This window comes from Arthrobacter sp. Br18, assembly GCF_000520555.1.
In the GTDB taxonomy this organism is placed as follows: domain Bacteria; phylum Actinomycetota; class Actinomycetes; order Actinomycetales; family Micrococcaceae; genus Arthrobacter_D.
In genome coordinates, this window is sequence record NZ_KI914885.1 from 99607 (window position 1) to 125667 (window position 26061).

General features: G+C 65.8%; 29 protein-coding genes. 14 read left to right on the top strand and 15 right to left on the bottom strand.

The genetic code is table 11. From position 1 onward, the window contains the following. Positions 1-27: 27 nt before the first annotated feature. Positions 28-324 carry a co-chaperone GroES gene (groES, locus tag Y704_RS0114450; protein WP_026531894.1) on the bottom strand — a complete coding sequence of 99 codons (297 nt, stop codon included), beginning with the start codon at positions 322-324 and terminating at the stop codon, positions 28-30. A gap of 305 nt (positions 325-629) precedes the next feature. Between groES and Y704_RS21570 the strand changes: the two genes are divergently transcribed. After that, positions 630-1400, top strand: a complete 771-nt coding sequence (locus tag Y704_RS21570; protein ID WP_051477127.1) for a GAF and ANTAR domain-containing protein — start codon at positions 630-632, stop codon at positions 1398-1400. A 49-nt stretch (positions 1401-1449) separates the two neighbouring features. On the opposite strand, the gene Y704_RS25355 is transcribed toward Y704_RS21570, so the two are convergent. Both Y704_RS25355 and Y704_RS21580 read right to left on the bottom strand, forming a co-directional pair. Then, positions 1450-1851, bottom strand: a complete 402-nt coding sequence (locus tag Y704_RS25355) for a hypothetical protein (protein WP_253904356.1) — start codon at positions 1849-1851, stop codon at positions 1450-1452. A gap of 164 nt (positions 1852-2015) precedes the next feature. Next, positions 2016-2579, bottom strand: coding sequence for a GAF domain-containing protein (locus Y704_RS21580; protein WP_162149416.1), 564 nt, complete (start codon positions 2577-2579; stop codon positions 2016-2018). A gap of 198 nt (positions 2580-2777) precedes the next feature. Here Y704_RS21580 and Y704_RS0114470 point away from each other — a divergent pair, with 198 nt between their 5' ends. Beyond that, positions 2778-3989, top strand: coding sequence for a THUMP-like domain-containing protein (locus Y704_RS0114470; protein WP_026550644.1), 1212 nt, complete (start codon positions 2778-2780; stop codon positions 3987-3989). 86 nt (positions 3990-4075) lie between these two features. Then, complete coding sequence (locus tag Y704_RS21585; protein ID WP_035772887.1) at positions 4076-4783, top strand: HAD family hydrolase; 708 nt, start codon at positions 4076-4078, stop codon at positions 4781-4783. Here the strand turns inward: Y704_RS21585 and Y704_RS0114480 are convergent. Then, positions 4780-5796: a LacI family DNA-binding transcriptional regulator gene (locus Y704_RS0114480; RefSeq protein WP_026550645.1), complete on the bottom strand. Its 1017-nt coding sequence runs from the start codon at positions 5794-5796 to the stop codon at positions 4780-4782. The two genes, Y704_RS21585 and Y704_RS0114480, sit on opposite strands and share 4 nt — an antisense overlap. A 146-nt stretch (positions 5797-5942) precedes the next feature. Continuing rightward, positions 5943-6722 (bottom strand): GAF domain-containing protein, encoded by a 780-nt coding sequence (locus Y704_RS22895; RefSeq protein WP_051477130.1) that lies wholly within the window; start codon positions 6720-6722, stop codon positions 5943-5945. 312 nt (positions 6723-7034) lie between these two features. Here Y704_RS22895 and ybaK point away from each other — a divergent pair, with 312 nt between their 5' ends. The 5 genes from ybaK (at position 7035) to Y704_RS0114510 (ending at position 13052) form a co-directional block, all read left to right on the top strand. Continuing rightward, on the top strand, positions 7035-7523 hold the full coding sequence (gene ybaK / locus Y704_RS0114490; protein ID WP_253904357.1) for a Cys-tRNA(Pro) deacylase: 489 nt from the start codon (positions 7035-7037) through the stop codon (positions 7521-7523). Between the two features lie 178 nt (positions 7524-7701). Beyond that, on the top strand, positions 7702-9774 hold the full coding sequence (locus Y704_RS0114495) for a beta-galactosidase (RefSeq protein ID WP_051477132.1): 2073 nt from the start codon (positions 7702-7704) through the stop codon (positions 9772-9774). Then, a complete protein-coding gene (locus Y704_RS0114500; protein WP_026550648.1) occupies positions 9752-10690 on the top strand; it encodes a carbohydrate ABC transporter permease in 939 nt (312 codons plus the stop codon). Before Y704_RS0114495 ends, Y704_RS0114500 begins: the two co-directional genes overlap by 23 nt. Positions 10691-10776: 86 nt before the next feature. Then, positions 10777-11613: a carbohydrate ABC transporter permease gene (locus Y704_RS0114505; protein WP_035772933.1), complete on the top strand. Its 837-nt coding sequence runs from the start codon at positions 10777-10779 to the stop codon at positions 11611-11613. A gap of 98 nt (positions 11614-11711) precedes the next feature. Next, positions 11712-13052: an ABC transporter substrate-binding protein gene (locus tag Y704_RS0114510; protein WP_026550650.1), complete on the top strand. Its 1341-nt coding sequence runs from the start codon at positions 11712-11714 to the stop codon at positions 13050-13052. 154 nt (positions 13053-13206) lie between these two features. On the opposite strand, the gene Y704_RS0114515 is transcribed toward Y704_RS0114510, so the two are convergent. The 3 genes from Y704_RS0114515 to Y704_RS0114525 all read right to left on the bottom strand — a co-directional run bounded on the left by Y704_RS0114515 (position 13207) and on the right by Y704_RS0114525 (position 15086). Beyond that, positions 13207-13767, bottom strand: a complete 561-nt coding sequence (locus Y704_RS0114515) for a carboxymuconolactone decarboxylase family protein (RefSeq protein WP_026550651.1) — start codon at positions 13765-13767, stop codon at positions 13207-13209. A gap of 114 nt (positions 13768-13881) precedes the next feature. Next, complete coding sequence (locus Y704_RS0114520; RefSeq protein WP_253904358.1) at positions 13882-14508, bottom strand: Crp/Fnr family transcriptional regulator; 627 nt, start codon at positions 14506-14508, stop codon at positions 13882-13884. Positions 14509-14678: 170 nt separating this feature from the next. Next, positions 14679-15086 carry a hypothetical protein gene (locus Y704_RS0114525; RefSeq protein ID WP_035772891.1) on the bottom strand — a complete coding sequence of 136 codons (408 nt, stop codon included), beginning with the start codon at positions 15084-15086 and terminating at the stop codon, positions 14679-14681. 187 nt (positions 15087-15273) lie between these two features. Between Y704_RS0114525 and Y704_RS0114530 the strand changes: the two genes are divergently transcribed. Further along, a complete protein-coding gene (locus Y704_RS0114530) occupies positions 15274-15768 on the top strand; it encodes a hypothetical protein (RefSeq protein WP_026550654.1) in 495 nt (164 codons plus the stop codon). A gap of 3 nt (positions 15769-15771) precedes the next feature. Here the strand turns inward: Y704_RS0114530 and Y704_RS21595 are convergent, their stop codons facing one another. The 4 genes from Y704_RS21595 to Y704_RS0114550 all read right to left on the bottom strand — a co-directional run bounded on the left by Y704_RS21595 (position 15772) and on the right by Y704_RS0114550 (position 19744). After that, on the bottom strand, positions 15772-16815 hold the full coding sequence (locus Y704_RS21595; RefSeq protein ID WP_051477134.1) for an ABC transporter ATP-binding protein: 1044 nt from the start codon (positions 16813-16815) through the stop codon (positions 15772-15774). 96 nt (positions 16816-16911) lie between these two features. Next, positions 16912-17640 (bottom strand): ABC transporter permease, encoded by a 729-nt coding sequence (locus Y704_RS21600; RefSeq protein ID WP_051477137.1) that lies wholly within the window; start codon positions 17638-17640, stop codon positions 16912-16914. Further along, entirely contained in the window at positions 17637-18491 is an 855-nt protein-coding gene (locus tag Y704_RS21605) for an ABC transporter permease subunit (protein WP_081747679.1), read from the bottom strand. Before Y704_RS21605 ends, Y704_RS21600 begins: the two co-directional genes overlap by 4 nt. Further along, positions 18488-19744: an ABC transporter substrate-binding protein gene (locus tag Y704_RS0114550; protein ID WP_026550655.1), complete on the bottom strand. Its 1257-nt coding sequence runs from the start codon at positions 19742-19744 to the stop codon at positions 18488-18490. Before Y704_RS0114550 ends, Y704_RS21605 begins: the two co-directional genes overlap by 4 nt. A 96-nt stretch (positions 19745-19840) precedes the next feature. Here Y704_RS0114550 and Y704_RS0114555 point away from each other — a divergent pair, with 96 nt between their 5' ends. Both Y704_RS0114555 and Y704_RS0114560 read left to right on the top strand, forming a co-directional pair. Further along, positions 19841-20521: a TVP38/TMEM64 family protein gene (locus tag Y704_RS0114555; RefSeq protein ID WP_026550656.1), complete on the top strand. Its 681-nt coding sequence runs from the start codon at positions 19841-19843 to the stop codon at positions 20519-20521. Next, positions 20514-21143, top strand: a complete 630-nt coding sequence (locus tag Y704_RS0114560; protein WP_026550657.1) for a CDP-alcohol phosphatidyltransferase family protein — start codon at positions 20514-20516, stop codon at positions 21141-21143. Before Y704_RS0114555 ends, Y704_RS0114560 begins: the two co-directional genes overlap by 8 nt. Before the next feature lie 69 nt (positions 21144-21212). Here the strand turns inward: Y704_RS0114560 and Y704_RS0114565 are convergent, their stop codons facing one another. Next, complete coding sequence (locus Y704_RS0114565; protein ID WP_026550658.1) at positions 21213-21437, bottom strand: hypothetical protein; 225 nt, start codon at positions 21435-21437, stop codon at positions 21213-21215. 389 nt (positions 21438-21826) lie between these two features. Then, a complete protein-coding gene (locus tag Y704_RS24890; RefSeq protein WP_216698989.1) occupies positions 21827-21940 on the bottom strand; it encodes an FAD-dependent oxidoreductase in 114 nt (37 codons plus the stop codon). Between the two features lie 98 nt (positions 21941-22038). Here Y704_RS24890 and Y704_RS0114580 point away from each other — a divergent pair, with 98 nt between their 5' ends. Then, positions 22039-22689 carry a class I SAM-dependent methyltransferase gene (locus tag Y704_RS0114580; RefSeq protein WP_216698990.1) on the top strand — a complete coding sequence of 217 codons (651 nt, stop codon included), beginning with the start codon at positions 22039-22041 and terminating at the stop codon, positions 22687-22689. 761 nt (positions 22690-23450) lie between these two features. After that, positions 23451-24077 carry a hypothetical protein gene (locus Y704_RS0114590; RefSeq protein ID WP_162149417.1) on the top strand — a complete coding sequence of 209 codons (627 nt, stop codon included), beginning with the start codon at positions 23451-23453 and terminating at the stop codon, positions 24075-24077. A gap of 60 nt (positions 24078-24137) precedes the next feature. On the opposite strand, the gene Y704_RS0114595 is transcribed toward Y704_RS0114590, so the two are convergent. Next, positions 24138-24956, bottom strand: coding sequence for a shikimate 5-dehydrogenase (locus Y704_RS0114595; protein WP_026550662.1), 819 nt, complete (start codon positions 24954-24956; stop codon positions 24138-24140). A gap of 127 nt (positions 24957-25083) precedes the next feature. Here Y704_RS0114595 and Y704_RS21620 point away from each other — a divergent pair. Then, positions 25084-26061 (top strand): glutamate--cysteine ligase (locus Y704_RS21620; RefSeq protein WP_035772895.1); only part of this gene is annotated, 978 nt, incomplete at its 3' end.

Genomic DNA, 26061 nt, shown 5'->3' on the forward strand with positions numbered 1-26061 from the left:
CGAGCAGTACGAGGGTGAGCGGATGGACTATTTAACGACGATCGCCAGAACGTCACGCGCTGAAAGAACCAGGTACTCCTGGCCGGCGTGCTTGACTTCGGTTCCGCCGTACTTGGAGTAGATGACGATGTCGCCCTCGGCGACGTCGACTGGAACGCGGTTGCCGTTGTCGTCGACGCGACCCGGTCCAACTGCTACAACTTCGCCCTCCTGGGGCTTCTCCTTGGCGGTGTCCGGGATCACGAGGCCGGATGCAGTGGTCTGCTCGGCTTCCAGTGGGCGGACAACAATACGATCCTCAAGAGGCTTAATAGAGACCGACACTCGGGCTCTCCTTTGCGTTGGTTACTAATGGAATGTGGCCGTTGGGATGGCGCTGGCCGTCGTCGCGGTGCCGGCTGGCGCTTCCCTCAGGGTTGGCACCCTCCTACTGAGAGTGCCAACTCCGACCTTATGCATTCGTTAGCACTCGGTCAAGGCGAGTGCCAGAAAGTCGGGAAGGGCAGCCGAACGGGGTGGGATGAAGCCGCTTTCCCTTAGAGTTGAGGAAGTCGCTCAGCAGAGGGCGGCTCTATCAGTTGACCCGGCGCCGCCGAAGGGCAGGCAGGGAATCAATAGCGGAGGTCCCCATGACCGACAGCCCCACCGAGTTGCGCGAGTCGGGCGTCGATAGTTCCGGAGCCGGTGAGCCCGACGTCGCCGCGCTGCTGCAGGACCTGGTGCTGGACAGCGCCGACGTCGAGGAGTTCCTGATCGGACTGGTGAAGGTTGCGGGCAAGGTGCTGTCAGGATCCGAGGACGAGGTCCTGTGCGCAGTGACGCTCCTGCGGCCGCGGATGAAGACCACTGTGGCCAGCAGCAGCGAGAACGCCCGGAAAATGGACGAGGTCCAGTACCGGTTCGATGACGGTCCATGTCTGCGGGCGGCTCGGGAAGGCCACATCTACTACGTCGAGGACTTTCGGGAAGATGATCGGTTCCCCCGGTACGGCCCGGCCATCGCAGGCCATGGCATCCGCTCGGCTTTGGCCGTTCCCATTCCACTCGAAGGTGATACCCGCTCGGCGTTGAATATCTACTCACCGAACGCCTCCGCCTTCGATCCCACTGCAATGGCGGCTGCGCAGGAGTTGGCGGGCGAGGCATCGGCCTCCCTGCGTCTGGCTATCCGTATCGCCCGCCTGACCGATTCGGGCGAGCACCTGAGGGCGGCAATGGAATCCCGGACTGCCATCGATCTTGCGGCAGGGGTGATCATGGCACAGAACAGGTGCAGCCAGGATGCGGCGATGACCATCCTCAAGGCTGCGTCCAACACACGCAACGTCAAGCTTCGCGATGTCGCCGCGGCGGTCCTTGCCTCTGTTGGACAGGACACCGTCACGACACACTTCAGCTGAGGAGCTCCGGCGGACCGGAAGCGGACCGGACGCCCGCACCGGCGGATCGTCAGCGGCCGCCGGGACCTTCCTGCTCCGGATCGGCCTCTGCCGACTGTGGCCGCTGAATATCCACTGTCCGGGTCCCGTCCCGCTGGTCATCCGCGTAGGGTTCCCTACTCCCACCGCTGTTACTGCCCTCCACATCCAGCCCGTTCTCGGAGTCGTCACTGTAGGGTGCCCGAAGGGGTGGCGGGAGCTCATTGATGAGCTCGTTGGCTGCATGTGCGAGCAGGTCCCGCTGCAATGGCGGCAGAAGAATCAGCCCGCTGAGGTAGGCCTCCACTTCATATTCACCAACACTGCCGCCGATGGCGAAAAATTTGAGCCAGAGGTCACCGACCGTGTACCCGGCCTGGTTCAACGCTTCGGCAAGCAACAGGCGCTCGTCTTCCTCCCCAGTGGAACCCATCTGAGCTACTCCCTACTATTCCAAACCGGTCAAGGAATCAATCGTCTGTTGAGCGGCAGCACCCGCGGTAATCCCGTCGCGCTTGGCTCTTTCGAGGATTTCCGTCTGCGCCTGCTCCTCAGTGATACCTTGACGCCCCATCAGCACTCCCTTGGCCAATCCGATCACATCCCGCGTCCGAAGTGCAGAAGCAGTTCATTGGTGATCTGCTGCGGCGTTTCGGTAGTCTGCACGTGGCCCAGAAGGGCCGCCGCGGGAGCGGCGAGACGGAGAAGTAGAGCCTCGGCGGCGTCGTCGAATGCTGAAGGATCAGCTGAATACACTTTCATGGCTCCGAGGCGCTCCTGCCTGCGCAGCAGCGGGACACTCATGCAGGACCGCACAGGCCCCTGGGACACGGCGTCGTTCCACTTCCGCCAGCGGGGGTCGATACGCGTGTCGTCGATCCGCACGGGCTTCCCGGTGGCGAAGGCAGTCAGGCACGGACCTTCCCCCAACTCGTACTGCATGTCGTCCGCCTGGCTGACCAGAGCATCCGTGGCGCCGGCGCTCGTCCGTCGACCGTCCCGCACCAGGGTGACCCCGGCGCCGATTGCTCCCGGAATCACCTCTTTTGCGGCTTCGGCAAGAACGGTGACGGCATGTTGAACGGTCTCGGCGGTGAGGAGGAGACCCTTGACCCGCCCAAAGACGACCTCGATCTCATTGAGTGATGACTGGATCGCCACGGACTGCCTCATAATTTCAAAAGCCGGGCACGTCGGCCCGGCAGGTGGAGGCCCGCTGCTGGACCCTCCTGAAGCGGGCGCGACCGGCCGGTCCAGGACCTCCACTCTATCCTCCCTCGAGTGATCCGGTCGGAAAAATGCGGTCCGTTCGGCCGTGCGGGAGGGGCCCGGAGCTTTCCGGTCGCCTAGGCTGGAGCCATGGCCACCGACAACCTTGCGCCCATCCTGACGCCCGAAGGATGGGAGCTGCTGAACTCGCTCGGCCCCTATTCCGAAGCGGAAAGCCTCCGCCTGAGTGAGCAGCTGCGAACCGCCGGCCACTCCCCCGACGTCGTGTCCGCCGCCCTCACCCAATCACGGCTGCGGGCGAAGGCCCGGGCCAAATTCGGACCCTTCGCCGAGCGGATGCTCTTCACCACGGCAGGGCTTGAGCAGGCCACGCGGCTGAAGGTCGCAGCGCGGCATGCGCAGCGCTTTGTGGACGCCTCTCTGGTCCGCGTGGCCGACCTCGGCTGCGGCCTCGGTGCCGACAGCATGGCTCTGGCCACCCTCGACCGGAAAGTCACCGCCGTCGAGCGTGACGAGACCACTGCCGCTGCCGCGACCATGAACCTGCTGCCGTGGTCGAATGCGACGGTGGTCAATGCTGATGCCGAATCGGTCGACGTTGCAGCGTACGACGGCGTGTGGCTGGACCCCGCACGCCGCAGCACGTCGTCGTCGGGCACCACCCGCATCTTCGACCCCGAGGCGTTCTCGCCGCCGCTGTCCTTCGTGGAGAAGCTTGCCGACGGCGGGACAGCCGTAGGCGTCAAGATGGGCCCCGGCATGCCGCACGAGGCAGTGCCGGCCAACTGCGAAGCCCAGTGGGTGTCGGTGGACGGCGACGTCACCGAGGTGTCCCTCTGGTTCAATGCACTGCGTCGCCCGGGCGTCCGGCGGGCCGCACTGGTCATCAGCGCCCACGGCGCGGCCGAACTGACGAGCGCCGGCGACTTCGATGGAGGGCCGGACGCGCCGATCGGGCCGGCGGAGGGCTACCTCTACGAGCCCGACGGCGCCGTGATCCGCGCAGCGCTCGTCGCCGACGTCGCACTCGAGCTGGGCGGCCACCTCCTCGACCCGAGGATCGCCTATATCTGCGCACCGACGCTGCTTCCGACGCCGTTCGCGCGGGCGTATCGGGTCATCGAGGTGCGGCCCTACCACCTCAAAAGCCTCAAGGCCTGGGTACGCGCGGAGGGGATCGGCGTTCTCGACATCAAGAAGCGGGGCACCGCCGTCACCCCGGAGGAAGTGCGCAGGCAGCTGCTCATGGGCTCCGGCAAGGGGAAGAAGAAGGCCACTCTGGTGCTGACGCGCATCGGCGAGGACCGCGTGGCGATCGTGGTGGAGCCCGTCCTACCATAGGCGCGGGCTTCCCGAAAGCGTCGCGTCGACCACAGAAAATCCGTAGAGTCGGTGCAAACTCCCGACGGAAGAAGAAAGGCGGACGAATGGCTGACAGCACCGGACGCGGCGTGCTTTTCGACGTCGACGGCACTCTTGTCGACACCAACTACCTGCACACCCTCGCGTGGTGGCAGGCGTTCCGCCGGTTCGGGCACGACGCCCCGATGGCGGGAATCCACCGGGCGGTGGGAATGGGCGGCGACAAGCTCATCGGGCACCTGCTCGGAGCCGACCGGGACGCGTCCGAGGACGGCGAGCTGGAGTCGACCCACGCTGCCGTCTACTCGAGCTACTGGCCATCGATACGCCGCTTCGAGGGTGCGCGCGAACTGCTGCAGCGCTGCGCCGCCGACGGGCTGACTGTTGTCCTGGCGTCGTCCTCGTCGACACAGGAAGTCACGGTCATGCGGGAAATCATCGATGCTGACGATGTGATTGCGGGAGCGACGTCGTCGTCCGACGCCGAACACAGCAAGCCCTCCCCCGACATCCTGACCGCGGCGCTCGACTCCGCCGGGCTCCGCGCCGAGAACTCGGTCTTCGTGGGCGATGCGGTATGGGACGTGCTCGCAGCGAGCGAGCTGGGCATTCCCACGATCGCGGTGCTGTCCGGCGGCACCAGTGCAGCGGAACTCCGCGAGGCCGGTGCCGTGGAGGTGTACGCGGATGTCGCGCAACTGCTCGCGGCCTTCGAGGGGAGTGCGCTGAGCCAGCTTCCCGGCCCGCAGGAGCAGCGCCGGCCCGATTCCTAGGCGGAATCGCGCCACACGACGGTGGTCTCGAGTACCTGGACCGTACTTGGAAGCCCCCGAATCTGGGCAAGGACAAGCTGGGCGGCGGTTCTCCCCAGAAGGTCCGCCGGCTGCCGGATCGTCGACAGCTGCGGCCTGCATCGGAGCGCCCAGCTGCTGTCATCGAACCCCACTATTCCGACATCGTCGGGCACCCTCCGCCCGTTCTCCTGGAGCGCCGTCATGGCGCCGGCAGCCACCGCGTCCGAGGCGGCGAAGACGCCGTCGATCTCCGGGCAGCGGCGCAGCAGTTCCTGCATCCCTTCAAGCCCGTACCCGTAGGTATAGAGCGGATACCGCACCACGAGGTGAGGATCGAAGCGGTCCCCGAGGGCCGCTCTGAAACCGGAGAAGCGGTCCTGCCCGGAGTCCCGGTCCATGGCACAGGCGATCATGCCGATGCGCTTGCGGCCCGTCCCGACAAGCCGTTCGGTGATGTCCCGGGCGGCCGATGCGTTGTCGATGGCGACATAGGGGAGGTCCGGCGTCCCGGGAGGATGACCGACGAACGCCGCGGGGATACCGAGGTCGCGCACGGCCGAGGCGATGGGATCGGAGGCCCGGGCCGACACGATGACCGCGCCGTCCACCAGTCCACCGCTGAGATACTCCGCCACCCTGCGGCTGTCACGCCCGGAGTCGATGATCAAGGACACCAGCTGGTAGTCCGCCGTGGACAGCACCTCGTTGGCCCCGAGCAGGATCGATCCGATGTTGGGATCCTCGAAGAGCAGCGAATGCGGCTCATGGATGATCAGCGCGATGGCGCGGGATTCCTGCAGAACGAGGTTGCGGGCCGCTGAGTTGCGCACATAGCCCACCTGCGCGATGGCGTCCTCGACGGCGGTCCTCGCTTCCGGCGAGACATACCTCTCGCCGTTGACCACCCGCGAGACTGTCCCGCGGGAAAGCCCCGCAGCCGTTGCGACGTCGTTGATGGTCGCCCGGCGTATGCGGGTGCGGGAGGGCGGCATATCTGTACTTTAGCCGAGCACCACGGCCGGCCGGTGTGCCGGCGGGATTCGCCGACTTCCGGTCGATCGTGCTCGGGAGGCTGCGTGACGGTACGAAGGGTGTCCTCGGACACTCGGCCGCCCCTTCAATGGGAGCTCCAGCAGATCTACGGGTGATTGAGCTCGCGCTGGGCCATCTCCGCCAGGATCCGCAGTACCTGCTCATCCTCGGGTGAGAAAGCGCGCGCCTGCTGGTCGATGAGGCACAGCGTTCCGATGGTCCAGCCGCTGGGCCCCCTGAGCGGATAACCGGCGTAGAAGCGGATGTAGGGCTCCCCCAGCACCAGCGGATTCTCCCGGAACCTCTCGTCGGTCGAGGCATCATTCACGATGAGGGGTCCGGCGTTGCGGATGGTGACGTTGCAGAAGGAGATTTCCCGGGGCATGTCCTTTCCCACTGGGCCTACCACCGACTTCAGGAACTGCCGGTGGTCATCGATCAGGGCGATGGTGGAGGAGCTCACCCCGAACTGTTCCTTCGCCCGGCGGGTGATGCTGTCGAACCTTTCCTCGGGCCGCGTGTCGAGCAGCCCGGTTCGCCGGAGGGCATCCAGCCGTTCCTCCTCCGCCTCGCCGGCCGACAGCAGGAAGGCGCCCGCGGCGCCGAGTGCCCTGCGCGCCTGGGCCGGTGAGTCCTGCTGGTCGCGCCCCGCACTGTAGGGAACACGCAGGCTCGATGACGTATCCTCGAGGATCTCGTTGACGGCGCCGGCGAGCGTATCGCGTTCCGCGGCCGGCAGGTCCAACAGCCCGCGGAGGTAGGCCTCGATCTCGATCTGTGCCAGGGATCCTCCCATGGCGAAGTACTGGATCCAGATGTCCTCGGGCTGCAGCCCCGCCTGCGCGGCTGCAGCGAAGGTGAGCTTCTGCTGGGCTTGTCCATCCATGCAAGGCACTCCAAGTTCATTGACCGTGGGCCCTCATCATTTGACGGAAGACCATGTTCAGTCCTGCCGCAAACAATCAGCCTGCTTACGATCGAGCCTAGCTGAGTCGGCTGCGGAATGAGCAGCGAGTCCTCCGATGCCTGTGGGGCGTACCGAAGTCGACAGACGAGGGGCTGGTGTGCTGTGTCGGAATGGCGCAGGTGCTGCTGGCAGCCGGACACCACCAGGGGGCATACTTCCGATCATGGCCATCCATTCGAGCTGCAGCCCTGACCGAGTCCGGTGCAACCACTTTGCCCGGGGGAGCCGGTGGTGAAGGCAGGAAAGCCGGGACCCACTCCCGCCGCAGTGGCGGCGTCCGCCGCGGGCATCGATTTCCTCCTCCGCAGCTACACGCCCGACCCCACTGCGGCGTCCTTCGGATCCGAGGCGGCAGCAGCACTCGGCGAGGACCCCCGGCGGATCTTCAAGACACTCATGGCCGTGGCCGACGGCGTCATGGTAGCCGCGGTCGTACCAGTCACCGGTCACCTGGACCTCAAGTCGCTGGCAGCCGCGCTCGGGGCCAAAAGGGCTGCCATGGCAGACCCGGCCGCTGCCCAGCGCCGGACAGGGTACGTCCTGGGCGGCATATCACCCCTTGGCCAGCGGCACGCGTGCACCGTGGTGCTCGACGCGTCGGCGCTGGAATTCCGTACCGTTCTGGTTTCCGGTGGCCGGCGGGGGCTGGAGATCGAGCTCAGCCCCGCTGATCTCGAGAAGGTGACGGCGGCGCGCATTGCCCCGATCGCAGCACCCTGACCCTCGAGTCGACACGTCCGTTGACAGCGCCATGTGATCCACGTTACTCTGGGAACGTTCCCAGGGTAACGACGGAAGCCAGTCCTGTCACGTCCTGGGAACGTTCCCAGAGATGCGGTTCATTTCTGGTCGAAGGAAACATGCCTCCCGATTCGGAGGCCAGGATTGAGGAGCACGAGTGGCACGCAGTACCGCCGTGGCAGGACTCGCCGATGGTCGATTGGTGTTCGGGTGCGACTACAACCCGGAGCAATGGCACCCCGAGGTCTGGGTGGAGGACGTCCGGCTGATGAAGGAAGCCGGCGTGAATCTGGTGGCCGTCAATATCTTCGGCTGGGCCGAGCTCGAACCCACACCCGGCGCCTACTCCTTCGACCGGCTCGACGCCGTCCTGGACCTGCTGGCCGAGCAGGGCATCGGCGTGAACCTCGGCACCGGCACGTCCTCGACGCCGGCCTGGCTCACCACACTGCACCCCGAGGTGCTGCCGCAGGCCGCCGACGGTACACGCCGCTGGCCCGGCGGACGCCAGGCCTGGTGCCCGAGCTCGCCGGTCTACCGCGAACATGCCCTGCGTCTCGTGGAGCAGGTCGCGACGCGCTACGGCGGCCACCCCGCCCTGCGGATCTGGCACGTGTCGAACGAACTCGGCTGCCACAATGCACTGTGCTACTGCGAGGTGTCCGCCGATGCTTTCCGGGCCTGGCTCCGGACCCGCTACGGCACCCTCGATGAGCTGAACAACGCCTGGGGCACGGCGTTCTGGAGTCAGCGCTACTCCGCCTGGGATCAGATCCTCCCGCCGCGGCTGACGCTGTCGGCCACCAACCCCACGCAGACGCTGGACTACCAGCGGTTCAGCTCCGATGAGCTCCTCGCGCACTACACGGCCGAGGAAGCGATCCTGCGACGCCTCAGTGCCGCTCCCGTTACCACGAACTTCATGGTGTCGGCGCATATCCGGAACCAGGACTACTGGTCCTGGGCGCCGCACATGGACCTGATCGCCAACGACCATTACCTCGACCACCGGCTGGACTCCCCTACCAGTGAGCTGGCCTTCGCCGCCGATGCCTCCCGCGGCCTGGCGCAGGGCGCGCCCTGGCTCCTGATGGAACACTCCACCGGTGCTGTCAACTGGCAGCCCCGGAACATCGCGAAGATCCCGGGCGAGATGCTGCGTAATTCGTTGGCGCACCTGGCACGCGGCGCCGACGGCCTGTGCTTCTTCCAGTGGCGGGCCTCACTGCAGGGCAGTGAGAAGTTCCACTCGGCGATGCTGCCGCATGCGGGCATCGATTCGCAGAACTGGCGCGACGTCCTCGAGCTGGGATCCTCGCTCCATCGCCTCGCAGAAGTCGCGGGAACCCGGGTGCAGGCCGAGGTCGCCCTCGTGTTCAGCTGGGAGGCCTGGTGGGCGCATGACCAGGAATCCCACCCGTCCTCCGACGTGCGCTACCTCGACCAGGTGCATGCGGCCTACCGGGCGCTGTGGGACGCGGGAATCACCGTGAACGTCGTCGCTCCGGGAGCAGACCTCACCGCCTACAGGCTCGTCGTAGTTCCGGGGCTCTACCTGGTGCGGGACACCGACGCCGCAGCCCTGGCCGCGTACGTGGCCGGCGGCGGGCACGCACTCGTCACCTTCTTCAGCGGCATCGTCGACGAGAACGAGCGCGTGCGCCCCGGCGGCTACCCGGGAGCGTTCCGCGACCTGCTGGGCATCCGCAGCGAGGAGTTCTTCCCGCTCCACCCCCGGGATTCGCTGACCCTGAGCAACGGCGGCACGGCGACCCTCTGGTCCGAAGCCCTGCGGCTGGAGGGAGCCGAGGCGGTCCTGACCTACGACGGCGGCCACCTCGCCGGCGGACCGGCTGTCACCCGCCACGGCTTCGGCGAGGGCCGCGCCTGGTACACGGGCACCGTCCTCGACCCCGCCACCCTGAAGGGGCTCCTCACCACCGCTGCAGCAGAGGCGGGAGTCGTCCTTCCTGACGTGCAGGAGGGGCTGGAGGTCATTGTGCGCAGCGGCAACGGCCGGACCTACGTCTTCCTCATCAACCACTCCAGCGAGGACCGCAAGTATCGCGTGGCGGGCACCGAACTGATGACCGCCGAGGCGTCCGACAACGCCGTCGTCGTTCCCGCCGGTGCCGTGCGTGTGGTGCGCACCCCGGCAATGACCGCCGATTTCCCGAAGAACGACGGACCCGTCGGGGACCGAAAGGATGCACACCGTGTCAGCAACTAGCACTCCGCCCGCGGCGCCGAACGCGCCCGCGGTTGCACGGAAGAACCGTTCGTCCGGCGCCCAGCGCCGGGCTGTCGCCATCTTCATCGCGCCCTTCGCGGTCCTGTTCCTCGCGTTCTACGCGATACCCATCGTCTTCGCCGTGGTGCAGTCGCTGCTCACCGTGGAACGGGACGGCACCTTCGGCCCGCCCCGGCAGGTATTCGGTGGGCTGACCCAGTACGAGCAGGTCTTCTCGAACACCGAGTTCTGGGGATCGGTGGCGCGCGTGCTGCTGTTCGGCGTGGTCCAGGTTCCGATCATGCTCGGCCTTGCGCTCCTTTTCGCGCTGCTGCTCGATTCACCGCTGCTCAAGGGCAAGAAGTTCTTCCGCCTCGCGTTCTTCGCCCCCTACGCCGTTCCCGGAGTCATTGCAGCCATCATGTGGGGTTTCCTGTATTCCCCGTCGCTCTCGCCGTTCGAGGCAGTGACCTCCAACGTCAATTTTTTGTCAGCGGAGCTGGTGCTGTGGGCCATCGCCAACATCGTGACCTGGGTGTACGTGGGCTACAACATGCTGATCATCTACTCCTCGCTGCTGGCCATCCCCATTGAGATCTACGAGGCGGCACGGCTCGACGGCGCCAGCAACATCCAGATCGCGTGGCGCATCAAGATTCCGCTCGTGATCCCCGCCATCATCCTGACCGCGGTGTTCTCGATCATCGGCACCCTGCAGCTGCTCGCTGAGCCACAGACCCTCCGCAGTTTCAGCTCGGCCATCAACAGCACGTTCACCCCGAACCTTGCCGTCTACACCACGGCGTCCGTGCCCAACTACAACCTCGCCGCAGCATTCTCGGTGGTGCTGGCCCTGGCCACCTTCGCCCTGTCCTTCGTCTTCCTCAAATCGACCCAGCGGAAGGTTACCCAGTGACCGCAGTCCCAGCCGCCCCCGGGCGTCCCCGCAGCACCGGCGACACCTCGGACGCCGGCACCCGCTCACGCGGTCCCCGGCAGAGCATGCTTTCCCGAAGCGCTGCGATGCTCATCATGGGTGTCTTCACCCTGTACTTCCTGACTCCGATCTGGTGGCTCCTGGTGTCCTCCACCAAGACCGGGGGACAGATCACCGGATCCGCCCCTCTCTGGTTCACCGCCGAGTCCCTCACCACGTTCTTCGGCAACCTCGGGCGCCTCTTCTCCTACGGCGACGGACTGTTCGGTCGGTGGCTCGTCAACTCGGCGATCTACGCCGGAGTGGGAGCCCTGATCGGCACCATCATCGCGGCAATGTGCGGCTATGCGCTGGCCAAGTACGAGTTCCGCGGCCGCGAAGCGATCTTCAACGTGGTGCTCAGCGGCGTCCTGGTGCCGGCGACGGCACTCGCTCTGCCCCTGTTCCTGATCTTCAGCGAGGTGAACCTGACCAACACCATGTGGGCCGTGTTCCTCCCGAGCCTGGTCAGCCCGTTCGGCGTCTACCTCGCCCGCATCTATGCGGCCGCGAGTGTGCCGGGTGAACTCCTGGAGGCAGCCCGCCTCGACGGATCGGGGGAAGTCCGCACCTTCTTCACCGTCTCCACAAGGCTCATGGCCCCCGCCCTCGTCACCATTTTCCTCTTCCAGTTCGTGGCGATCTGGAACAACTTCTTCCTGCCCCTGATCATGCTCCGTGACCAGGCACTCTTCCCCGTCACCCTCGGCCTGTATGCCTGGAACAGCCAGATCAGCCAGATACCGGAACTCCGCTCGCTCGTCATCGTCGGCGCGCTGGTTTCGATACTTCCGTTGATCCTCGCGTTCCTCGGCCTGCAGCGCTTCTGGAGCAGCGGACTCGGCGCCGGCGGCGTCAAGTAGCGGCTCCCGGGGTGCCTCCTGCCCCTCCTACCACCATCAATCCCCCTCCACTGCCGGGCCTACCACCCGGCAGGACTACCACCGATAGGAAAACGAGAATGCGCGCGCATTACGGAAAAGTCACTGCGGCCTTTGCCATGATCTCTGCGCTGACCCTGGCCGGCTGCTCAGCCGGCGGGGACAGCGGCAGCACCGACGCAGGAGCCGAGGGCGGCGCCTGCGAGCCATCCGAGGGCCCGGTCGAGCTCACCTTCACCACCTGGGTTCCGGGCATGGACCAGGTGGTGGAACTGTGGAACGAGGACAACCCCGATGTCCAGGTCACCGTCCAGACCGGCCCCAACGGCAACTCGGGAACATACCAGAACTTCTTCAACCAGCTGCAGGCCGGCAATGCGCCGGATCTCGGCCAGATCGAGTACGACGCCCTGCCGAACTTCCGTGTCCAGGACGGACTCGAGAACATCGCCGCCTGTGAGGGCGTCACGGACGCCGAGGAGCAATTCGTCGACTGGACCTGGGGACAGGTCACGTTCGGCGAGGACGACGCCGTCTACGCTGTCCCCCAGGACAGCGGGCCCATGGCCATGTACTACCGTGCCGACCTCTTCGAGGCGGCCGGTATCGAGGTGCCCACCACGTGGGAGGAGTACGCTGCCGCAGCAGAACAGATCAAGGCGGAGGGCGCGTACATCACCAACTTCCCTAGGTCTGATGTGAACTGGTTCGCCGGCATGGTGTGGCAGGCGGGCGGTCAGTGGTTCGCCAACGACGGCGAAGCCTGGGACGTGAACCTGACCGGCGAGGAATCCGAGCAGGTGGCCACCTACTGGCAGGACCTCCTTTCGGAGGACCTCGTCTCCACCCTGCCGTCCTTCTCCGATGAGTGGAACGCGTCCTTCAACGAGGGCCAGCAGTGGACGTGGGTATCGGCAGTCTGGGGTGCCACCACACTGTCGGACGGCGCTCCCGACACGGCCGGCAAGTGGGCAGTGGCGCCCATGCCGCAGTGGGAAGCCGGCGGACAGTCCGCAGGCAACTGGGGCGGCTCCTCGACCGCCGTCCTCAAGGGCTCCGAACACCCGGCCGAAGCGGCGGCATTCGCCCTCTGGCTGAACACCGACCCGGAAGCACTCGCCCTGGCCAACGAGCTGGGCGGGCTCTACCCCGCTGCCGAGTCGGCAGCGGAACTTGAGGCCTTCGCCGGCGGCGTCGAGTTCTACGGTGGACAGCCGATCTACGACGTCTTCGCCGAAGCTTCAGCGAACGTCGATCCGGACTTCACCTGGGGACCGACCATGACCCAGACCTACACCGATGTCTCCGACGGCTTCGGTACGGCCATCGGCGGGTCGGGCACCCTGATGGACGCCCTCACCGAAGGCCAGCAGAAGACGATCGATGCCCTGAAGGCGCAGTCCATTCCGGTCAACGAGTAGCCAGCCTCCCCCTGAATCACCGAAGCTCCGCGCCGGCCCTTGGGCTGGCGCGGAGCTCTTTTTCTGGAGCACCCTTCCTGGGACTCCCAGTCCCAGTGGAAGCCTGCCGTCCTGACAGCTGAAGGCGACGAAACGCAGACGCCGAATACGTCGTTCATAGGATCGTCCCGTCGAGGAGACCCGGGGCTGCCGGGACGTCGAGGTCGGTTTCGACGAGGTGGTTGAAGTAGTTGGTGAACAGGTTCAGGGCCACATGCGTGGAGAGCTCCGTGAGTTCTGTGTCGGTCCACCCGGCATCGATACCGGCCTGCCAGGCACTGTCCTCCACTGCTCCCTTGTTCGCTGTTGTTTGCCGTGCCAGTTCCAGCAGGGCCGCGAGCTTGGCGTCGAAGTCGACGTCACCCTTTCGGATCGAGATCGTCTGGTCCTCACTGTGGCCGGCGGCTTTGGCTCCCATGGTGTGAGCGGACTGGCAGTAGGTGCAGTCGTTCACGTTGCCCACCACCAGGGCGATGGCTTCCCTGGTGCGGGTATCGAAGGTGCCGTGGTCGCCGATGGCCTGTTGGAGTGCCACATAGGACTGCAGGACAACAGGTGAGTGGGCCATGGCGCCGTGAATATTGAGGACTTTCCCGAACTTCTGGCCCAGGGCTCCGAGCTCGTTGCGGCTCTTTTCAGGAGCGGTATCAGGTGTGTGGACGGTGATGCGCGACATGCGGGTTCCTTCTTTCGTCGGGGTCTTTGGTGTGGGAAATATCGGAGAACCCACTCGTGGATCCGCACCGCCGTATCAGGGTGTGGACGGACCACGGCCGGGCACGGAGATGGGTCAGAAGGTGGTGCGGGAGATTCGTCGGAGCCCTGGAGAGTCTTCGATGATGATGCGGCCCCTGCCCTGCCGGATCAGGTTGCGGGCTGCGAAATCCGACATGGTTTTGCTGGTTGCTTCGCGTGTTGCCCCCAGAAGCCCTGCGAGTTGCTCGTGGGTGAGTTTCACTGACTGGGATTGCGTGAACCTGCTGCGGGGGGCTGCTTCGGCGAGTTTGAGCAGGGTCGCAGCCGTGCGCGCGGAGAGGGGACGCAACGCCATGTCCGTCAGGCGTTCCTCGAGCCTGGCGACCTGTTCACCCAGGAGGCGCGAGATCTTCACCGCCACCTTGGGGTTGGAGAGGAAATGCTCCTCGACGTCCGCGGCGCTGAGCTGGCACACGGTCGAGTCTTCGATCGCTTCGGCGTAGCTGCCATACATCTGCTGGCCCACCAGCAGCATCTCGCCGAACACGGCGCCTGGTTCCAGAATCGCAATCGTGAGGGTCCTTCCGTCCTCAGCGACCCGGAAAATGCGAATCCTGCCCGCTTTGAGGATAAACAGGGCGCTGATGGGCTGGGCCTGGCTGAAGACAAGCTCTCCACTGTGAAAAAGCCGCGGCGGAGACGTCCGGTCAAGAGCGGCCATATCCTGAGGGGTAAGGTCCGCGAAGAGCTCCACAGCGTTCAGGCAGCTAAAGGGATCCCCTGTTTCAGCCAAGATCTCGACCTCCTGTTCGTGCGGTGCCCATACTCTCGAAGGCCTCGTAGCGGCGGACAGGATCGTGGTGGAACATGCGGCGTTCAACCCGGTAGCTGTCATCGGCGGCGTCGGACGACCAGCGCTGCGACCAGTCCCAGAATAAACCCGTAGATCACATGGCCCACCAACGAAGTGACGGAGGCCGCGCCAAGGGCGAACAGGGGCATCCCCATCATCGCCGGCATGATCAGCAGCGGCCCCAACACCCACCACAACATCCCGTAAAGAGCACCCACGAGGGCGCTCTTCATCACGCTTCCCTGCAACAGGGCAGCACCGGGTATCGTCAGGGCGAGCCCTATCAGGACCGAGATCACCATGTGAACCAGGAACCCAACGCCGGCGGAAGTGGAACCGACCAGTGAAGCGATCATCGGCAGCATGCCCATCATCGCCATCAGGATTCCGAAGACAAGCCCACCGGCCAATCCCCCGACAATGCCGGCCACAGCCCGCACGGACATCGGTAGAGCCTTACCATCCTCGAAAAAGGGTGTTGTCGCCGGTGCCGATTTGTGTCCTGAAGTCATCAGATTGCCTTCCTCGTCGCTGTACTCCACCGCTGATATCAACGACGGTAGGTCGCGACCGGCGAATAGTTCTGCAATTCAGGACACACTCGGGCCGCTGGCGTGCCCTTAGGCTGGGACGATGTCCACCTCGTTTGTCCTGAACCTCACCGGAGTCGCATTCACCTTGCTGGTCCTTCGGCTGGTGATACCCGGCCTACCCCTTCAACGGGTAACGCGACGGCTGACCCCACTGGATCTTGGCTTGACGGTCCTGGGCGTGCTGGGACTGATCCTGCACTGCACTTCGATGTTCTTCCGTTCGGTGGTTGCCGCGATACCCGGCAGCGGCAGTGTGATCAGTCAAATCAACTCCATGGGAACGGCGAGCATGATCTGGTACGCGGTTCCCGCCCTGCTGGTCCTGGTGGGACTACGCCGCCAGCACTGGGCCGCACTTACCCTTCTGGCAGCATCGCTGCTGGCTGTGGGCATCACCATGTACAACGGCACCGCGTTGTCGACCCACCTGGACACCATTTTCGCCGCCAGCGTGATAATCGCCGCTACAGTCTTCCTCCTTACCGCACCTCCCTGGCACCGCGCCGCAGCCCCGACCGTGGCCCCTACGAGCTGATCCCTACCGGATGACGGCCCATCCGCTGCCGTTGACCGGTTGCAGGCCTATCATCTGCCCCACGGATACCCCAGGGTCGCCAGAAACTTCGACAGTGAGTGTCTCCGGCAACCCATCATTCCCGGCGACCTCCGTGCGAACCAGTGTGTGTGCGCCCAGGGACTTCAGCCCGGCCACATTTCCGACGGCCGTCCCCTCCCCCGCCGGGAGGATCCGGACCGCTTCCTGGCGCATCACCAGGAAAGCGGGTCCATCCACCATGCCGGGTTGCACACGGACCCGGCCGAGCACGGAGTGGTGGATTCCGCCGTCCACCTGCCCGGAAATGGCGTTGAGTCCGCCGAGAATCCGGTTGACCGCAAGGGTGGCCGGTTGATAGTGCAGTTGGGCGACGGGCCCGTGCTGCAGGATCCGCCCGTCGTCCAGGACAGCGATGGAGTCTGCGAGGATCGAGGCTTCCCGGCGGTCGTGGGTCACCAGGACGATCGTGGGGGCGAGTTCGGACCGGATGTCCTCCACCAGCGAGTACATGTTTTCCCGCAGGCGTGAATCAAGGGAACTGAATGGCTCGTCCAGCAGGAGGATGCGCGGATTCCGCGCCAGCGCCCGGGCCAAGGCCACCCGCTGTTCCTGCCCACCGGAGAGGCGTCCGGCGGAGCGGCCCGCGAAGTCCGCCAGATGCACCAGTTCGAGGTACGCCATGGCATGGCGGCGGGCCGCCTGTCGTGACTGTCCGGCCATCCTGGCGGAGAACGCCACGTTGTCCACCACGTTCAGGTGCGGGAAGATGAGGGGCTTCTGGAACACCAGGGCGATGCCGCGTTTCTCCGACGGAACGCCGTCGAGATCGCCGCCATCCACCAGCACCTGGCCGGACGAGGGGTCGTCGAGTCCGGCGGCGATGCGCAGCAGGGTCGATTTCCCGCTCCCTGACCCCCCGAGCAGGGCCACGCAGCGGGAAGGCTCAACGATCAGGGACACCTCGTGGAGGACCGTCGCTTCCCCGAACGAACGCGACGTGCCGATGAACTCCAGGCTGGAACTCACTGCTTCCTCCTCTGCCTGCCGGCGGGTAGCGCAAGGGCTGCCAGCAGAACCAACGGCGGCACGATGATCGCCAGGGACAGTGCTGCGGTGAGCTGCTCATTCCCGGTAGCCGACGCAGCGGACCCCAGCAGCATGGGAAGCGTCAGCAACTGCCCCCCGCCGATAAGCAGCGTGACGATGTAATCGCCCCAGCCCACCAGGAACGCGAGGAAGAATGCCCGGGCGGTTGCACCAGCGAGCAGGGGCGCCCGGACATGGCGGACCGTTTGCGACGAGGTTGCGCAAGGACCGAGCAACCTCCTCGAACCGGGAATCGTAGGTCGCCAGGGCACTGCGGAACATGAACGCGGTGTACGGCAGGGCCGTGACCGCGAGCACCAGGACGACGCCGACGGACGGCAGCAGGTAGAACCGCAGGAAAGCCACATTGATGCCCATCACCAGTGCAAACGGTGGAATGGCCAGCGGCGCCAGCAGGGTGAGCTCCACCAGTCGGGCAGGGACCCGTGGGAGCCGCTGGATCGCGAGTGCGCCCAGGTACCCCAGGGGGGTTGCCACCGTTGCGACACCCACGCCCAGAAGGGACGACGCGCCTGCCGCGCGGACGGTGTCGGTGGCGGCCAGCGCAGAGAAGCTCTGCAGCGAGTACGACGGCGGGAGGACCGCCGGTGCCGCCCACTGGACGGCAACGGACCACAGGAGCACCGGAACCACTGGCAGCACGATCCATAGGACGAGCAGGAGCCCCGCGATCACCCGCATCGGCGTGCCGCCGGGGAGGGATCGTCGCATCGATGTCGATGCGGGCTGCAGTGTGGGGATCACCGGAATTCCCTCGATCGCCGCACGACCAGGATCCCGATGAGGATCACGCCGGCGCCTACCGCCACGGATACCAGGGCTGAGGCCATGGCCTCCGGCCGGGCAGTCAAATCCACTGATCCGAAGAGCCGAACAGCCCGCACGGGTAGCGGTTCCGGCGAGGTGGGGCCCAGCAGCCAGACGGGCTCGTAGGACCCCAGCGTATAGACAAAGACGATTAGGGCCGAGACCGCCAGGGACGGCATGGCCAGCGGCAGCACCACCCGGAAGACGCGCTGCCTCGCAGTTGCGCCGAGGGTTGCGGCGGCGTCGCACAGGTCTCCCACCGAACGGGCGATGCTGCCGAGCACCACCAGCGCCACGAACGCCGATTCCTTCCAGGCGTATTCCGTGATCGCGGCAATCCACCAGGGGCCCCCGACCAACGCGGGGAATGCTGCTGGCATGCCGAGCACCCGCTCCAGGAATCCGCTGTCAGAGAGCAGCAACCCGATGGCCCCGGCACCGATCAGGTGGGGGATGGGGATGGTTGCGGCACTCAAGGCACCCACGATCCACCCCATCCGCGGAGACGCGAGGACGTACGCGGCGATCAGGAAGCCGATGCACACGGAGAGCACGGTAGCCGTCGCAGCGATGTTGAGGGAAAGGCCGGTGGCACGGACCAGTTCACCGGTGTTGCCGGTCCACGCCTCGACACTGAAACTGGGCGGCCCGATAAACGGCATCAGCCCAAGGCTCTGCAGCACAGCCGCGGCCAGGGAGACGCCGAGGACCGCCACGACCGGAAAAACTGCGGGCAGTGCAAAAAGCACAGCCCGCCCGGTGGTGGTAGGTCCCTGACCTCTGCTCATCGGTCGGAGGCGACGTCCTGCCGCCACGCCTCGCTGAGTGCCGGAACCCAGTCCGCGGCGAGTTCGCCGTGAGCGTTGCGGGAGAGTTCCGCGTAGTCCGGGACGATCGGGGACTCGGGCAACAGCTCGAACTGGTCCTGCTGCGCAGGGGTGAGAAGCTCTGTGTCGAGGACCGCGAACTGCCCCCAGATCGCGGGGTCCGCCTTGGCTGCCTGCTGCTCCGGCGACAGCGCAATGTTGGCGACGATCATCGCCCCGGCTGCGTCGGCGGCGTTGGCCGGGATGGCGAGGAAACTCGCGTTTCCCACCGTGCCCTCGTCGAGCGTGAGGACCTTGGTGGACTCCGGCAGTGCGCCGGCGGCTACGAGGTCGGTGAGGGTGGCTGGCCCGTAGGTCATGGCGATGTCCACCTCGTCGTTGGCGAAAAGGGTATTCAGGGCCTGTTCGTCGCGAGGGTAGGTGCTGCCTTCGCGCCAGAGCGACGGCGCCACCTCGCTCAGCGCCTGAAGCGCGGCGGGGGCATGTTCGTCGAATGCTTCCTCGCTGTATTCGAGTGGTACCTGGTCGGCGCCTCCCGCGGCGCTGAGCAGTACTTCGCGGAGGAAGACGCTACCGGTGAAGTCCGGTGGGGCCGGATACGTGAAGCGGCCCGGGTTCGCTGTGGCCCATTCGAGGATCCCAGCCAGGGAAGTCGGCGGGTCGGCGATGGCTTCCGAGTCGTAGAAGAAGGTGAACTGTGCTTTGTGCCAGGGTGCTTCACAGCCGTCCACCGGGGTCCCGAAGTCACTGAGAATCAGGGGGTCCTCCCGATCGGTGTACTCCATGTTCGGTAGCAGGTCCGTCCACCCGCACCGCCACACCTCGGCCTGGCGTCCCGTGCTGAAGTTGGCCCCGTTGACCCAGACCAGGTCCACCGACCCGTCATCGCGCCCTGCCTGACGCTCACTGAGCACACGGTTCACCGCGTCCTGAGTGTCCGCGACCGGCACGCGACGGAGGATGACTCCCTGCTCCCTGGCCGCCGGGGCGAGGACGTCGTCCACATAAGCATTGCCCTGTTCATCTCCCCCGTACATCCACAGGTCAACGGTCTGGCCTTCTGCCTCCGCCCGAACCTCATCGAAGCTCTCGAAGCTCTTCACCTGCCCGACGGTTGCGCCCGAGCAGGAGGTAAGCAGCAGTGCCAGGGCCGAGGCGGCCGTGTACAGGGCAGCCCGACGGCGTGGTGAAACCGGGGCGGGAAGGCGGGGCATGGGTGTCCTTAGACTGACGGGGATGCTGTTTCCAGTATCCTCGAAGCGAGTCCGGCGCCCGAACGGGCCAGGCCGGGCAGCCGATGGCGGGAGATCATGCAGGAAGACCATGCGCGCCGTCGCGCACCGATCCTGACCCCGCTTCGACGGGTCCTGCTGCTGGCGGTGATCATCGTGGCAGCGACCGTAGTGGTCCTCACTGCCCCCATCCCGGACGTGGAGGGGCTACGCGCACTGGTGGAGCAGGCCGGCCGGTGGGGTCCCGTGGGCTTTGTCGCCGGTTACGCCGCCCTCACCCTCGCTCCCGTTCCCAAGAACGTGCTCTCCGTCGCCGCCGGGGTGCTGTTCGGCTTCCTGCCCGGGCTGCTGATCGTCTATGGCGCGGCGATGTTGGGCGCGTCCGCGGCGTTCTGGCTGGGACGGGCACTGGGCCGCGACGCCGTCGAGAAATTCACCGGAACCCGTGTGGAGAAGGTCGACGCCGTCCTCAGCAGGCGCGGGTTTCCCGCCATCGTCGGGGTAAGGCTTGTCCCGGTGCTGCCGTTTACCGCGATCAATTACTCCGCCGGACTCACCGCCCTGGGTTGGTGGCCCTACTTCCTGGGAACGATGATCGGCATCATCCCGGGGACCGTGAGTTTCCTCGCCCTTGGCGCCTTCGGCCTGGAATTCGGCTGGCCGGCCCAACTGGCCACGGCAGCCCTCGGTCTACTCACCCTCGCGGGGCTGATCGTCGCCATGCGGTCCCGGCGCAAAAGCGAGAAACCGCATGTTTGATACGCGACTTCGGCCCCTCCTCTCACCTGCACTGGACCGGGCCGCGGCGGGTCTGGACGTACCGTGGATCACCCCGAACCGCCTGACTGGACTCAACCTGGCCCTCGGGCTTGCCAGCGCCGGCCTCGCAGCCGGCCAGTTGTGGGTCCCTGCGCTTGCCGCATGGCTGCTCTGCCGGCTCGCGGACGGTCTCGACGGGCCACTGGCTCGTCGCAGGGTGCGATTGAACACGGCGGGAGCGGATGCGGGACAAGGCGGGTTCTGGGATATCTCCGCAGACTTCGTGGTCTACGGCGCCACCGTCGTCGGGGTAGCCATCGGGTCCACCGCAGGGTTCGACGCCCCGTGGCTTCCCTTTTTGGTGGTGCTCTTCGCCTACTACATCAACGGCAGCGTGTTCCTCGCCTTCTCCTCCCTCGCGGAGAAAAGCGGCCGGCAAATCGACGACGGCCGCTCGCTGTCCTTCCTCGGCGGCCTGGCGGAGGGTGCGGAAACGGTCCTGGTCCACAGTCTCTGGTTGTTGTTCCCGGCTGCGGCATGGCAGATCGCCTCGGGGTGGGCGTTCCTGGTCCTGGCCAGCGCCACGCACCGGATCGTGGCCGGTTACCGGCGGCTGCGGTGATTCCCACTCCACCACTCCTGCCCTCGACCCATTGATTTCCGACCTCTGCTGGTCAAGTGCCGGTCGGGTTCAGGACCGCCGATTGCGCCAACGGTTGAATCCCACCAGGCCGGCCAGCGCGGTGCGGACCAGAGGCGAGTCGAGCGCTGTATGGGTATCGGCGATGGCCGCATGCCACGGGGCGTCGTTATAGGCGGGGTAGGGATAGGTGACACCGGCGAGGTTCCGCGTGGTGAGCTTCTTGTGCACGGCAAGTGTCAGTTTCGCCAGGGATTCGCCGGCCCGGGGTCCCACGATCGTTGCGGGAGTTCCTCCAGATCGCTCACGGTTTCCGATGTCACCATCGGAGCCTCCTCCAATCCGGGAATCTGCGGCACCAGGGGTGCGCTGCCGGTCGCGATCAGCGCCTGATGGGAACAGATGGTTCTCCCGCCGACGTCGGCTTCACCGGTAGCTGTAAACCGGACCGTGCCGGTTATCACTGACTCGCCGACGGCTTCCAGCGCCGCCGGAGAATCGTCAGGTTCGATGGCAGTGATGGCCGTAGAGATGCGTGCCCGCACCTCTGCGAAGGCTGTTCCTCGGCCACCGAGGGTGCGCCCAGCTGCCGAGCTCCCGACCGCGGAGAGCAGGGTCTTGGACGGGACACACCCGGTCCACAAGCAGGTCCCGCCCGTGCGCGACTATTCGACCAGGACCGTGTCCGCGCCGAGCCGGGCCGAGGTCTTCGCTCCCACGATCCCGGCCGTACCACCGCCAGCCACCAGCAGATCGATGATTCCATCCTTGCTTTCCATTGGATCTTCTCCTCGTCGTTTGGTTCTGGCGCATTTCTCCTCACCATAAGCTGTAGGCACCGCAGCCAACCTGGTCGCGGCCCGCTCCCGATACGGACGTGATCCTGATCGCCGAAAAATACCGTCGCTGCGCACCCTCCTACGACCTGCTCTCAGCTGAATGGCCCGTATATCGCGCCGGCAGGAAGATCGGCATCAATTCCCTGGACCTTCATCCCGGTGACCAGGTCCTGGACATCGGCTGCGGCACCGGCCTCAATTTCGGGCGCCTCCACCAAAGGATCGGATCCGAAGGCATCATCGTGGGCATCGACCGCAGCCCGGACATGCTGGCCCAGGCCCGCCGGAAAGCCTCTCGCAAAAAATGGGCCAACGTCATCCTTATCGAGGCGGATGCCACCATGCTCACACCTGCGGCGATACGTGCCAGCATCGCCGCCCAAGGGGGGCGTGAGTATTCGGAGGCAGCGCTGGCCACCTACGCCCTGTCCATCATGGCGGACTGGGAAACCGCCTGGACCAACATGATCCGGATGAGCTCTCCGCGCGCATCGATGGCCGTGGTGGACATGCAGGAACCCACCGGCATCTTCGTACTCGCAACCCCACTCGCCCGGGCCGCGTGCCGCCTCGGCGGAGCGGACATCACCGCACACCCCTGGACAGCCCTCGAACGCGACTGCGCCGACGTACAACCTGCCTCCGCGCGCGGCGGTCACCTTCAGATCCGCACAGGATATCGCCGGTAGCACTCCCGATAACATACCTGTCCGATCCGGCAAGCTTTCCTGCGAGAGCAACCAGATCTTCGGCTTCGATGTCGAGTGCGGTGAAGGAGGAGGGGTAGGAGGCCCCGGCGCGGTTGATCCATGCGGTTTTCAGGCCGGCGGCGTTGGCACCGTGAATATCCCATGCTGGCACGGCGACGGGCAGGAGCCGGTCAGCAGTTTCACCGGTTACCCGGGCCGCGTAGTCATCGGCTTCGCGGGCGGGTTTCCACCGGGGAGCGTCCTGGACACTGAGGAACCGGGAGAATTGGTCGCGGACGCCGCCCCGGCTCAGGAGGGTTTCCGCCACCGAAGCGGCACCGTTGCTGAGTGTGATCAGTTGCGTGATGCGGCCGTGAGGGCGAACCCATCGCGGAGTACTTCCGTAAACCACAGCCGGGCACGGGAGACCGGTACCTCGGCTCGGGTGAACGCGTCAGCAAGCGGGCCCATGTCGGACAGGGTTTCATCGACGTCGAACACGACCACCACAGCACACCGAGATACTCATTGATGGAGGCGGCAATTGTGATGACGGACTTTTTTCAAGACCTCGAACGACGGACCCGGCCCGTGCACCCCGAGTCGCGTGCGGCAATGGACGCCCGGTGGGCTGAACTGCCCGATCACGTCAGACCCCCAACCAACTGCTCGGTCGAAGCACCGTGGGGTGCGAGGGCCTGGACGCCAAGGGTGAGCGCCGGTTCGACCGTGTGACCTTCGCCGCGCACTTTGATTCGTTGATGCGGGGACGACGCGGTGCTGTGCGGCCGCGCAGCGAAGCGGAGCTGGATTCCTTCCGTCTGAAGTTCGCCCGCATGTTCACTGATTTCGAGCAGGATCACGGCGTGCGCTCCTACCTCGCGCACAACATGACAGCGACGCCGTCGAACCTCAAGGAAGTCGCAGGGGTGACGCGGTCAGTGCTGTCGACGCCCTACAACATGCTGTCCTTCCAGCCTGCGGCATTCATAGGGGACAACCGGCGATGGAAGGGAGATTTTGCCGAGGTACGCATCGATGACGTGTGGGAGCAGATTGAGGAAGGCGCCGGGCAGAAGCTCCCGCGGCAAGGGGCACAATTCGGCGACCCACACTGCATTCGCTACACAACAGGCCTTTCGCGGCTGGCACCTTCTCCGTCGCCATCGATCCGGATACCCTTGCAGACACCGCGGCACGTGACCTGCTCCTCAAGCAGCACGGCGGCATGTTCTTCGGCGGGCAAAGCCGCTTCGTACTCGCGGCACGCATCCTGCGCGCTGCAGTGCGGCATCCGGGCGATGTGGCTGTGCTCCTACTCCGTACTCAACCTCACCGAGAACAAGCAATTACTCGAACTGCTGCCACTGCGGGTCAGAACCAGCTGACACACCCGTGCACGGAAACCCTGCGGGAGTGCCACGCCTTCAGGTGGTGGCGGCCCGGCTTCAGCTGTTTTGCCGCGAGAACTCGCCCGCCGCCCGCACCTGGTCCGGCGTGGGGCGCCGCCCGGTGTAGAGGACGAACTGCTCCTCCGCCTGCAGCGCCACCACCTCCGCTCCGGTGATGACGGGTTTCCCGGTGGCCCGCGCCGCCCGGATCAGCGGTGTCTCCGAGGGAAGCGCGACGACGTCGAACACCACCGCCGCGGCGTCGACGGCCTCGGCCGGGAAGGACACCGCCTGGGCGTCCGTACCCGCCATGCCCAGCGGTGTGACATTGATGAGGACGTCGGCGGTCAAGGCGCCGACGTCCGCCTGCCACCCGAATCCATACAGCCCAGCGAGCGCCCTTCCTGCCGTTTCATTGCGCGCCACCACGGTGACGGCAGTGAAGCCCGCATCCCGCAGTGCTGCGACAACGGCCTTCGCCATACCTCCCGAGCCGCGCACCAGCACCGAGGAGCTTTCCGGCACCTCATGGGAGGCAAGGAGCCGTGCGACCGCAAGGTAGTCGGTGTTGTGGGCGGTGAGGACTCCGCCGTCGTTCACGATCGTGTTCACCGAATCGATGGCGCGTGCGGAATCAGCCATGCGGTCCACGAGCGCGATCACCTCCTCCTTGAAGGGCATCGAGATGGCGCAGCCCCGAATTCCCAGGGCCCGTACTCCCCCGATGGCAGCGGGCAGGTCCGTGGTGGTGAAGGCCTTGTAGATATAGTTCAGGCCCAGCTCGTCATACAGGAAGTTGTGGAAGCGCGTGCCGGTGTTGCTGGGCCGCGCGGCCAGTGAGATACACAGGGTCATGTCCTTGTTCAGTATTGGCACGTCGCCATTGTCCCCCGTGTTCCGGCAGAGCGGGCGGACCGGACTAATATTGGGGCAGTTCTCTTCCGCGACGGCGCGCTAGCGAGGCATTCATCCACCGCAGTCCGGTACGACCAGGAGCCAGCCCTTGAAGATCGATTTCGCGCAGTCCGCCCAGTCAACGCTCGGCGTCGAATGGGAACTGGCGCTGGTCGACCGGCAGAGCGGCGAACTGGTATCGGCTGCCGGTGAGGTGTTGCGCGGCGTCAGCGCCAACCATCCCGAACTCCAGGACGATGAAGAGCATCCCCACATCAAGCAGGAACTGCTGCTCAACACCGTGGAGCTCGTAACGGGCGTCTGCACCACGGTGTCCGAGGCGAAGGAGGACCTTTCGCGCTCGCTGTCCGCGGTGCGCGAGGTCACCGATCCGATGGGCGTCGAACTGTTCAGCGCCGGCTCGCACCCCTTCAGCGCCCCGCGTTCGCAGCAGGTCACCGACAAGGAACGCTACTTCAAGCTGATCGACCGCACCCAGTGGTGGGGCCGGCAGATGGTGATCTACGGTGTGCACGTCCACGTGGGGCTGGACTCCCGCGACAAGGCGCTGCCGGTGGTGGACGGCCTGGTCAACTACTTTCCGCACTTCCAGGCGCTCTCGGCGTCGTCGCCCTTCTGGGGAGGCGAGGACACCGGTTACGCATCACAGCGGGCGCTCATGTTCCAGCAGCTTCCCACGGCAGGGCTGCCGTTCCAGTTCCCGGACTGGGCCGCCTACGAGTCCTACGTCCAGGACATGTTCACCACCGGGGTGATCGATGCCGTGAGCGAGATCCGGTGGGACATCCGGCCCGTAGGCAACCTCGGCACCGTGGAGATGCGGGTCTGCGACGGCCTGTCCAGCCTGCAGGATGTCGGGGCGGTGGCGGCCCTCACCCAGTGCCTCGTCGATGAATTCTCGACCATCCTCGACGACGGCGGCACCATTCCCACCATGCCTCCCTGGCACGTGCAGGAGAACAAATGGCGCTCCGCGCGCTATGGGCTCGACGCCATCGTCATCCTCGACGCTGCGGGCAGGGAGCAGCTGGTCACGGAGCACCTCGTCGAGGTGCTCAACCGGCTG

What these genes read in the sequence shown, in the direction of transcription:
- Y704_RS22895 (WP_051477130.1), bottom strand. Translation starts at nt 6,722, where the DNA reads ATGGATGGACAAGCCCAGCAGAAGCTCACCTTCGCTGCAGCCGCGCAG.
- Y704_RS0114510 (WP_026550650.1), top strand. Translation starts at nt 11,712, where the DNA reads ATGCGCGCGCATTACGGAAAAGTCACTGCGGCCTTTGCCATGATCTCT.
- Y704_RS0114470 (WP_026550644.1), top strand. Translation starts at nt 2,778, where the DNA reads ATGGCCACCGACAACCTTGCGCCCATCCTGACGCCCGAAGGATGGGAG.
- Y704_RS0114505 (WP_035772933.1), top strand. Translation starts at nt 10,777, where the DNA reads ATGCTTTCCCGAAGCGCTGCGATGCTCATCATGGGTGTCTTCACCCTG.
- Y704_RS21570 (WP_051477127.1), top strand. Translation starts at nt 630, where the DNA reads ATGACCGACAGCCCCACCGAGTTGCGCGAGTCGGGCGTCGATAGTTCC.
- Y704_RS0114515 (WP_026550651.1), bottom strand. Translation starts at nt 13,767, where the DNA reads ATGTCGCGCATCACCGTCCACACACCTGATACCGCTCCTGAAAAGAGC.
- Y704_RS0114500 (WP_026550648.1), top strand. Translation starts at nt 9,752, where the DNA reads ATGCACACCGTGTCAGCAACTAGCACTCCGCCCGCGGCGCCGAACGCG.
- Y704_RS25355 (WP_253904356.1), bottom strand. Translation starts at nt 1,851, where the DNA reads ATGGGTTCCACTGGGGAGGAAGACGAGCGCCTGTTGCTTGCCGAAGCG.
- Y704_RS0114560 (WP_026550657.1), top strand. Translation starts at nt 20,514, where the DNA reads ATGTTTGATACGCGACTTCGGCCCCTCCTCTCACCTGCACTGGACCGG.
- Y704_RS0114480 (WP_026550645.1), bottom strand. Translation starts at nt 5,796, where the DNA reads ATGCCGCCCTCCCGCACCCGCATACGCCGGGCGACCATCAACGACGTC.
- Y704_RS0114530 (WP_026550654.1), top strand. Translation starts at nt 15,274, where the DNA reads ATGTCCACCTCGTTTGTCCTGAACCTCACCGGAGTCGCATTCACCTTG.
- Y704_RS0114525 (WP_035772891.1), bottom strand. Translation starts at nt 15,086, where the DNA reads ATGTCCGTGCGGGCTGTGGCCGGCATTGTCGGGGGATTGGCCGGTGGG.
- Y704_RS0114550 (WP_026550655.1), bottom strand. Translation starts at nt 19,744, where the DNA reads ATGCCCCGCCTTCCCGCCCCGGTTTCACCACGCCGTCGGGCTGCCCTG.
- Y704_RS24890 (WP_216698989.1), bottom strand. Translation starts at nt 21,940, where the DNA reads ATGGAAAGCAAGGATGGAATCATCGATCTGCTGGTGGCTGGCGGTGGT.
- Y704_RS21605 (WP_081747679.1), bottom strand. Translation starts at nt 18,491, where the DNA reads ATGAGCAGAGGTCAGGGACCTACCACCACCGGGCGGGCTGTGCTTTTT.
- Y704_RS0114520 (WP_253904358.1), bottom strand. Translation starts at nt 14,508, where the DNA reads ATGGCCGCTCTTGACCGGACGTCTCCGCCGCGGCTTTTTCACAGTGGA.
- Y704_RS0114555 (WP_026550656.1), top strand. Translation starts at nt 19,841, where the DNA reads ATGCAGGAAGACCATGCGCGCCGTCGCGCACCGATCCTGACCCCGCTT.
- Y704_RS0114590 (WP_162149417.1), top strand. Translation starts at nt 23,451, where the DNA reads ATGCGGGGACGACGCGGTGCTGTGCGGCCGCGCAGCGAAGCGGAGCTG.
- Y704_RS21585 (WP_035772887.1), top strand. Translation starts at nt 4,076, where the DNA reads ATGGCTGACAGCACCGGACGCGGCGTGCTTTTCGACGTCGACGGCACT.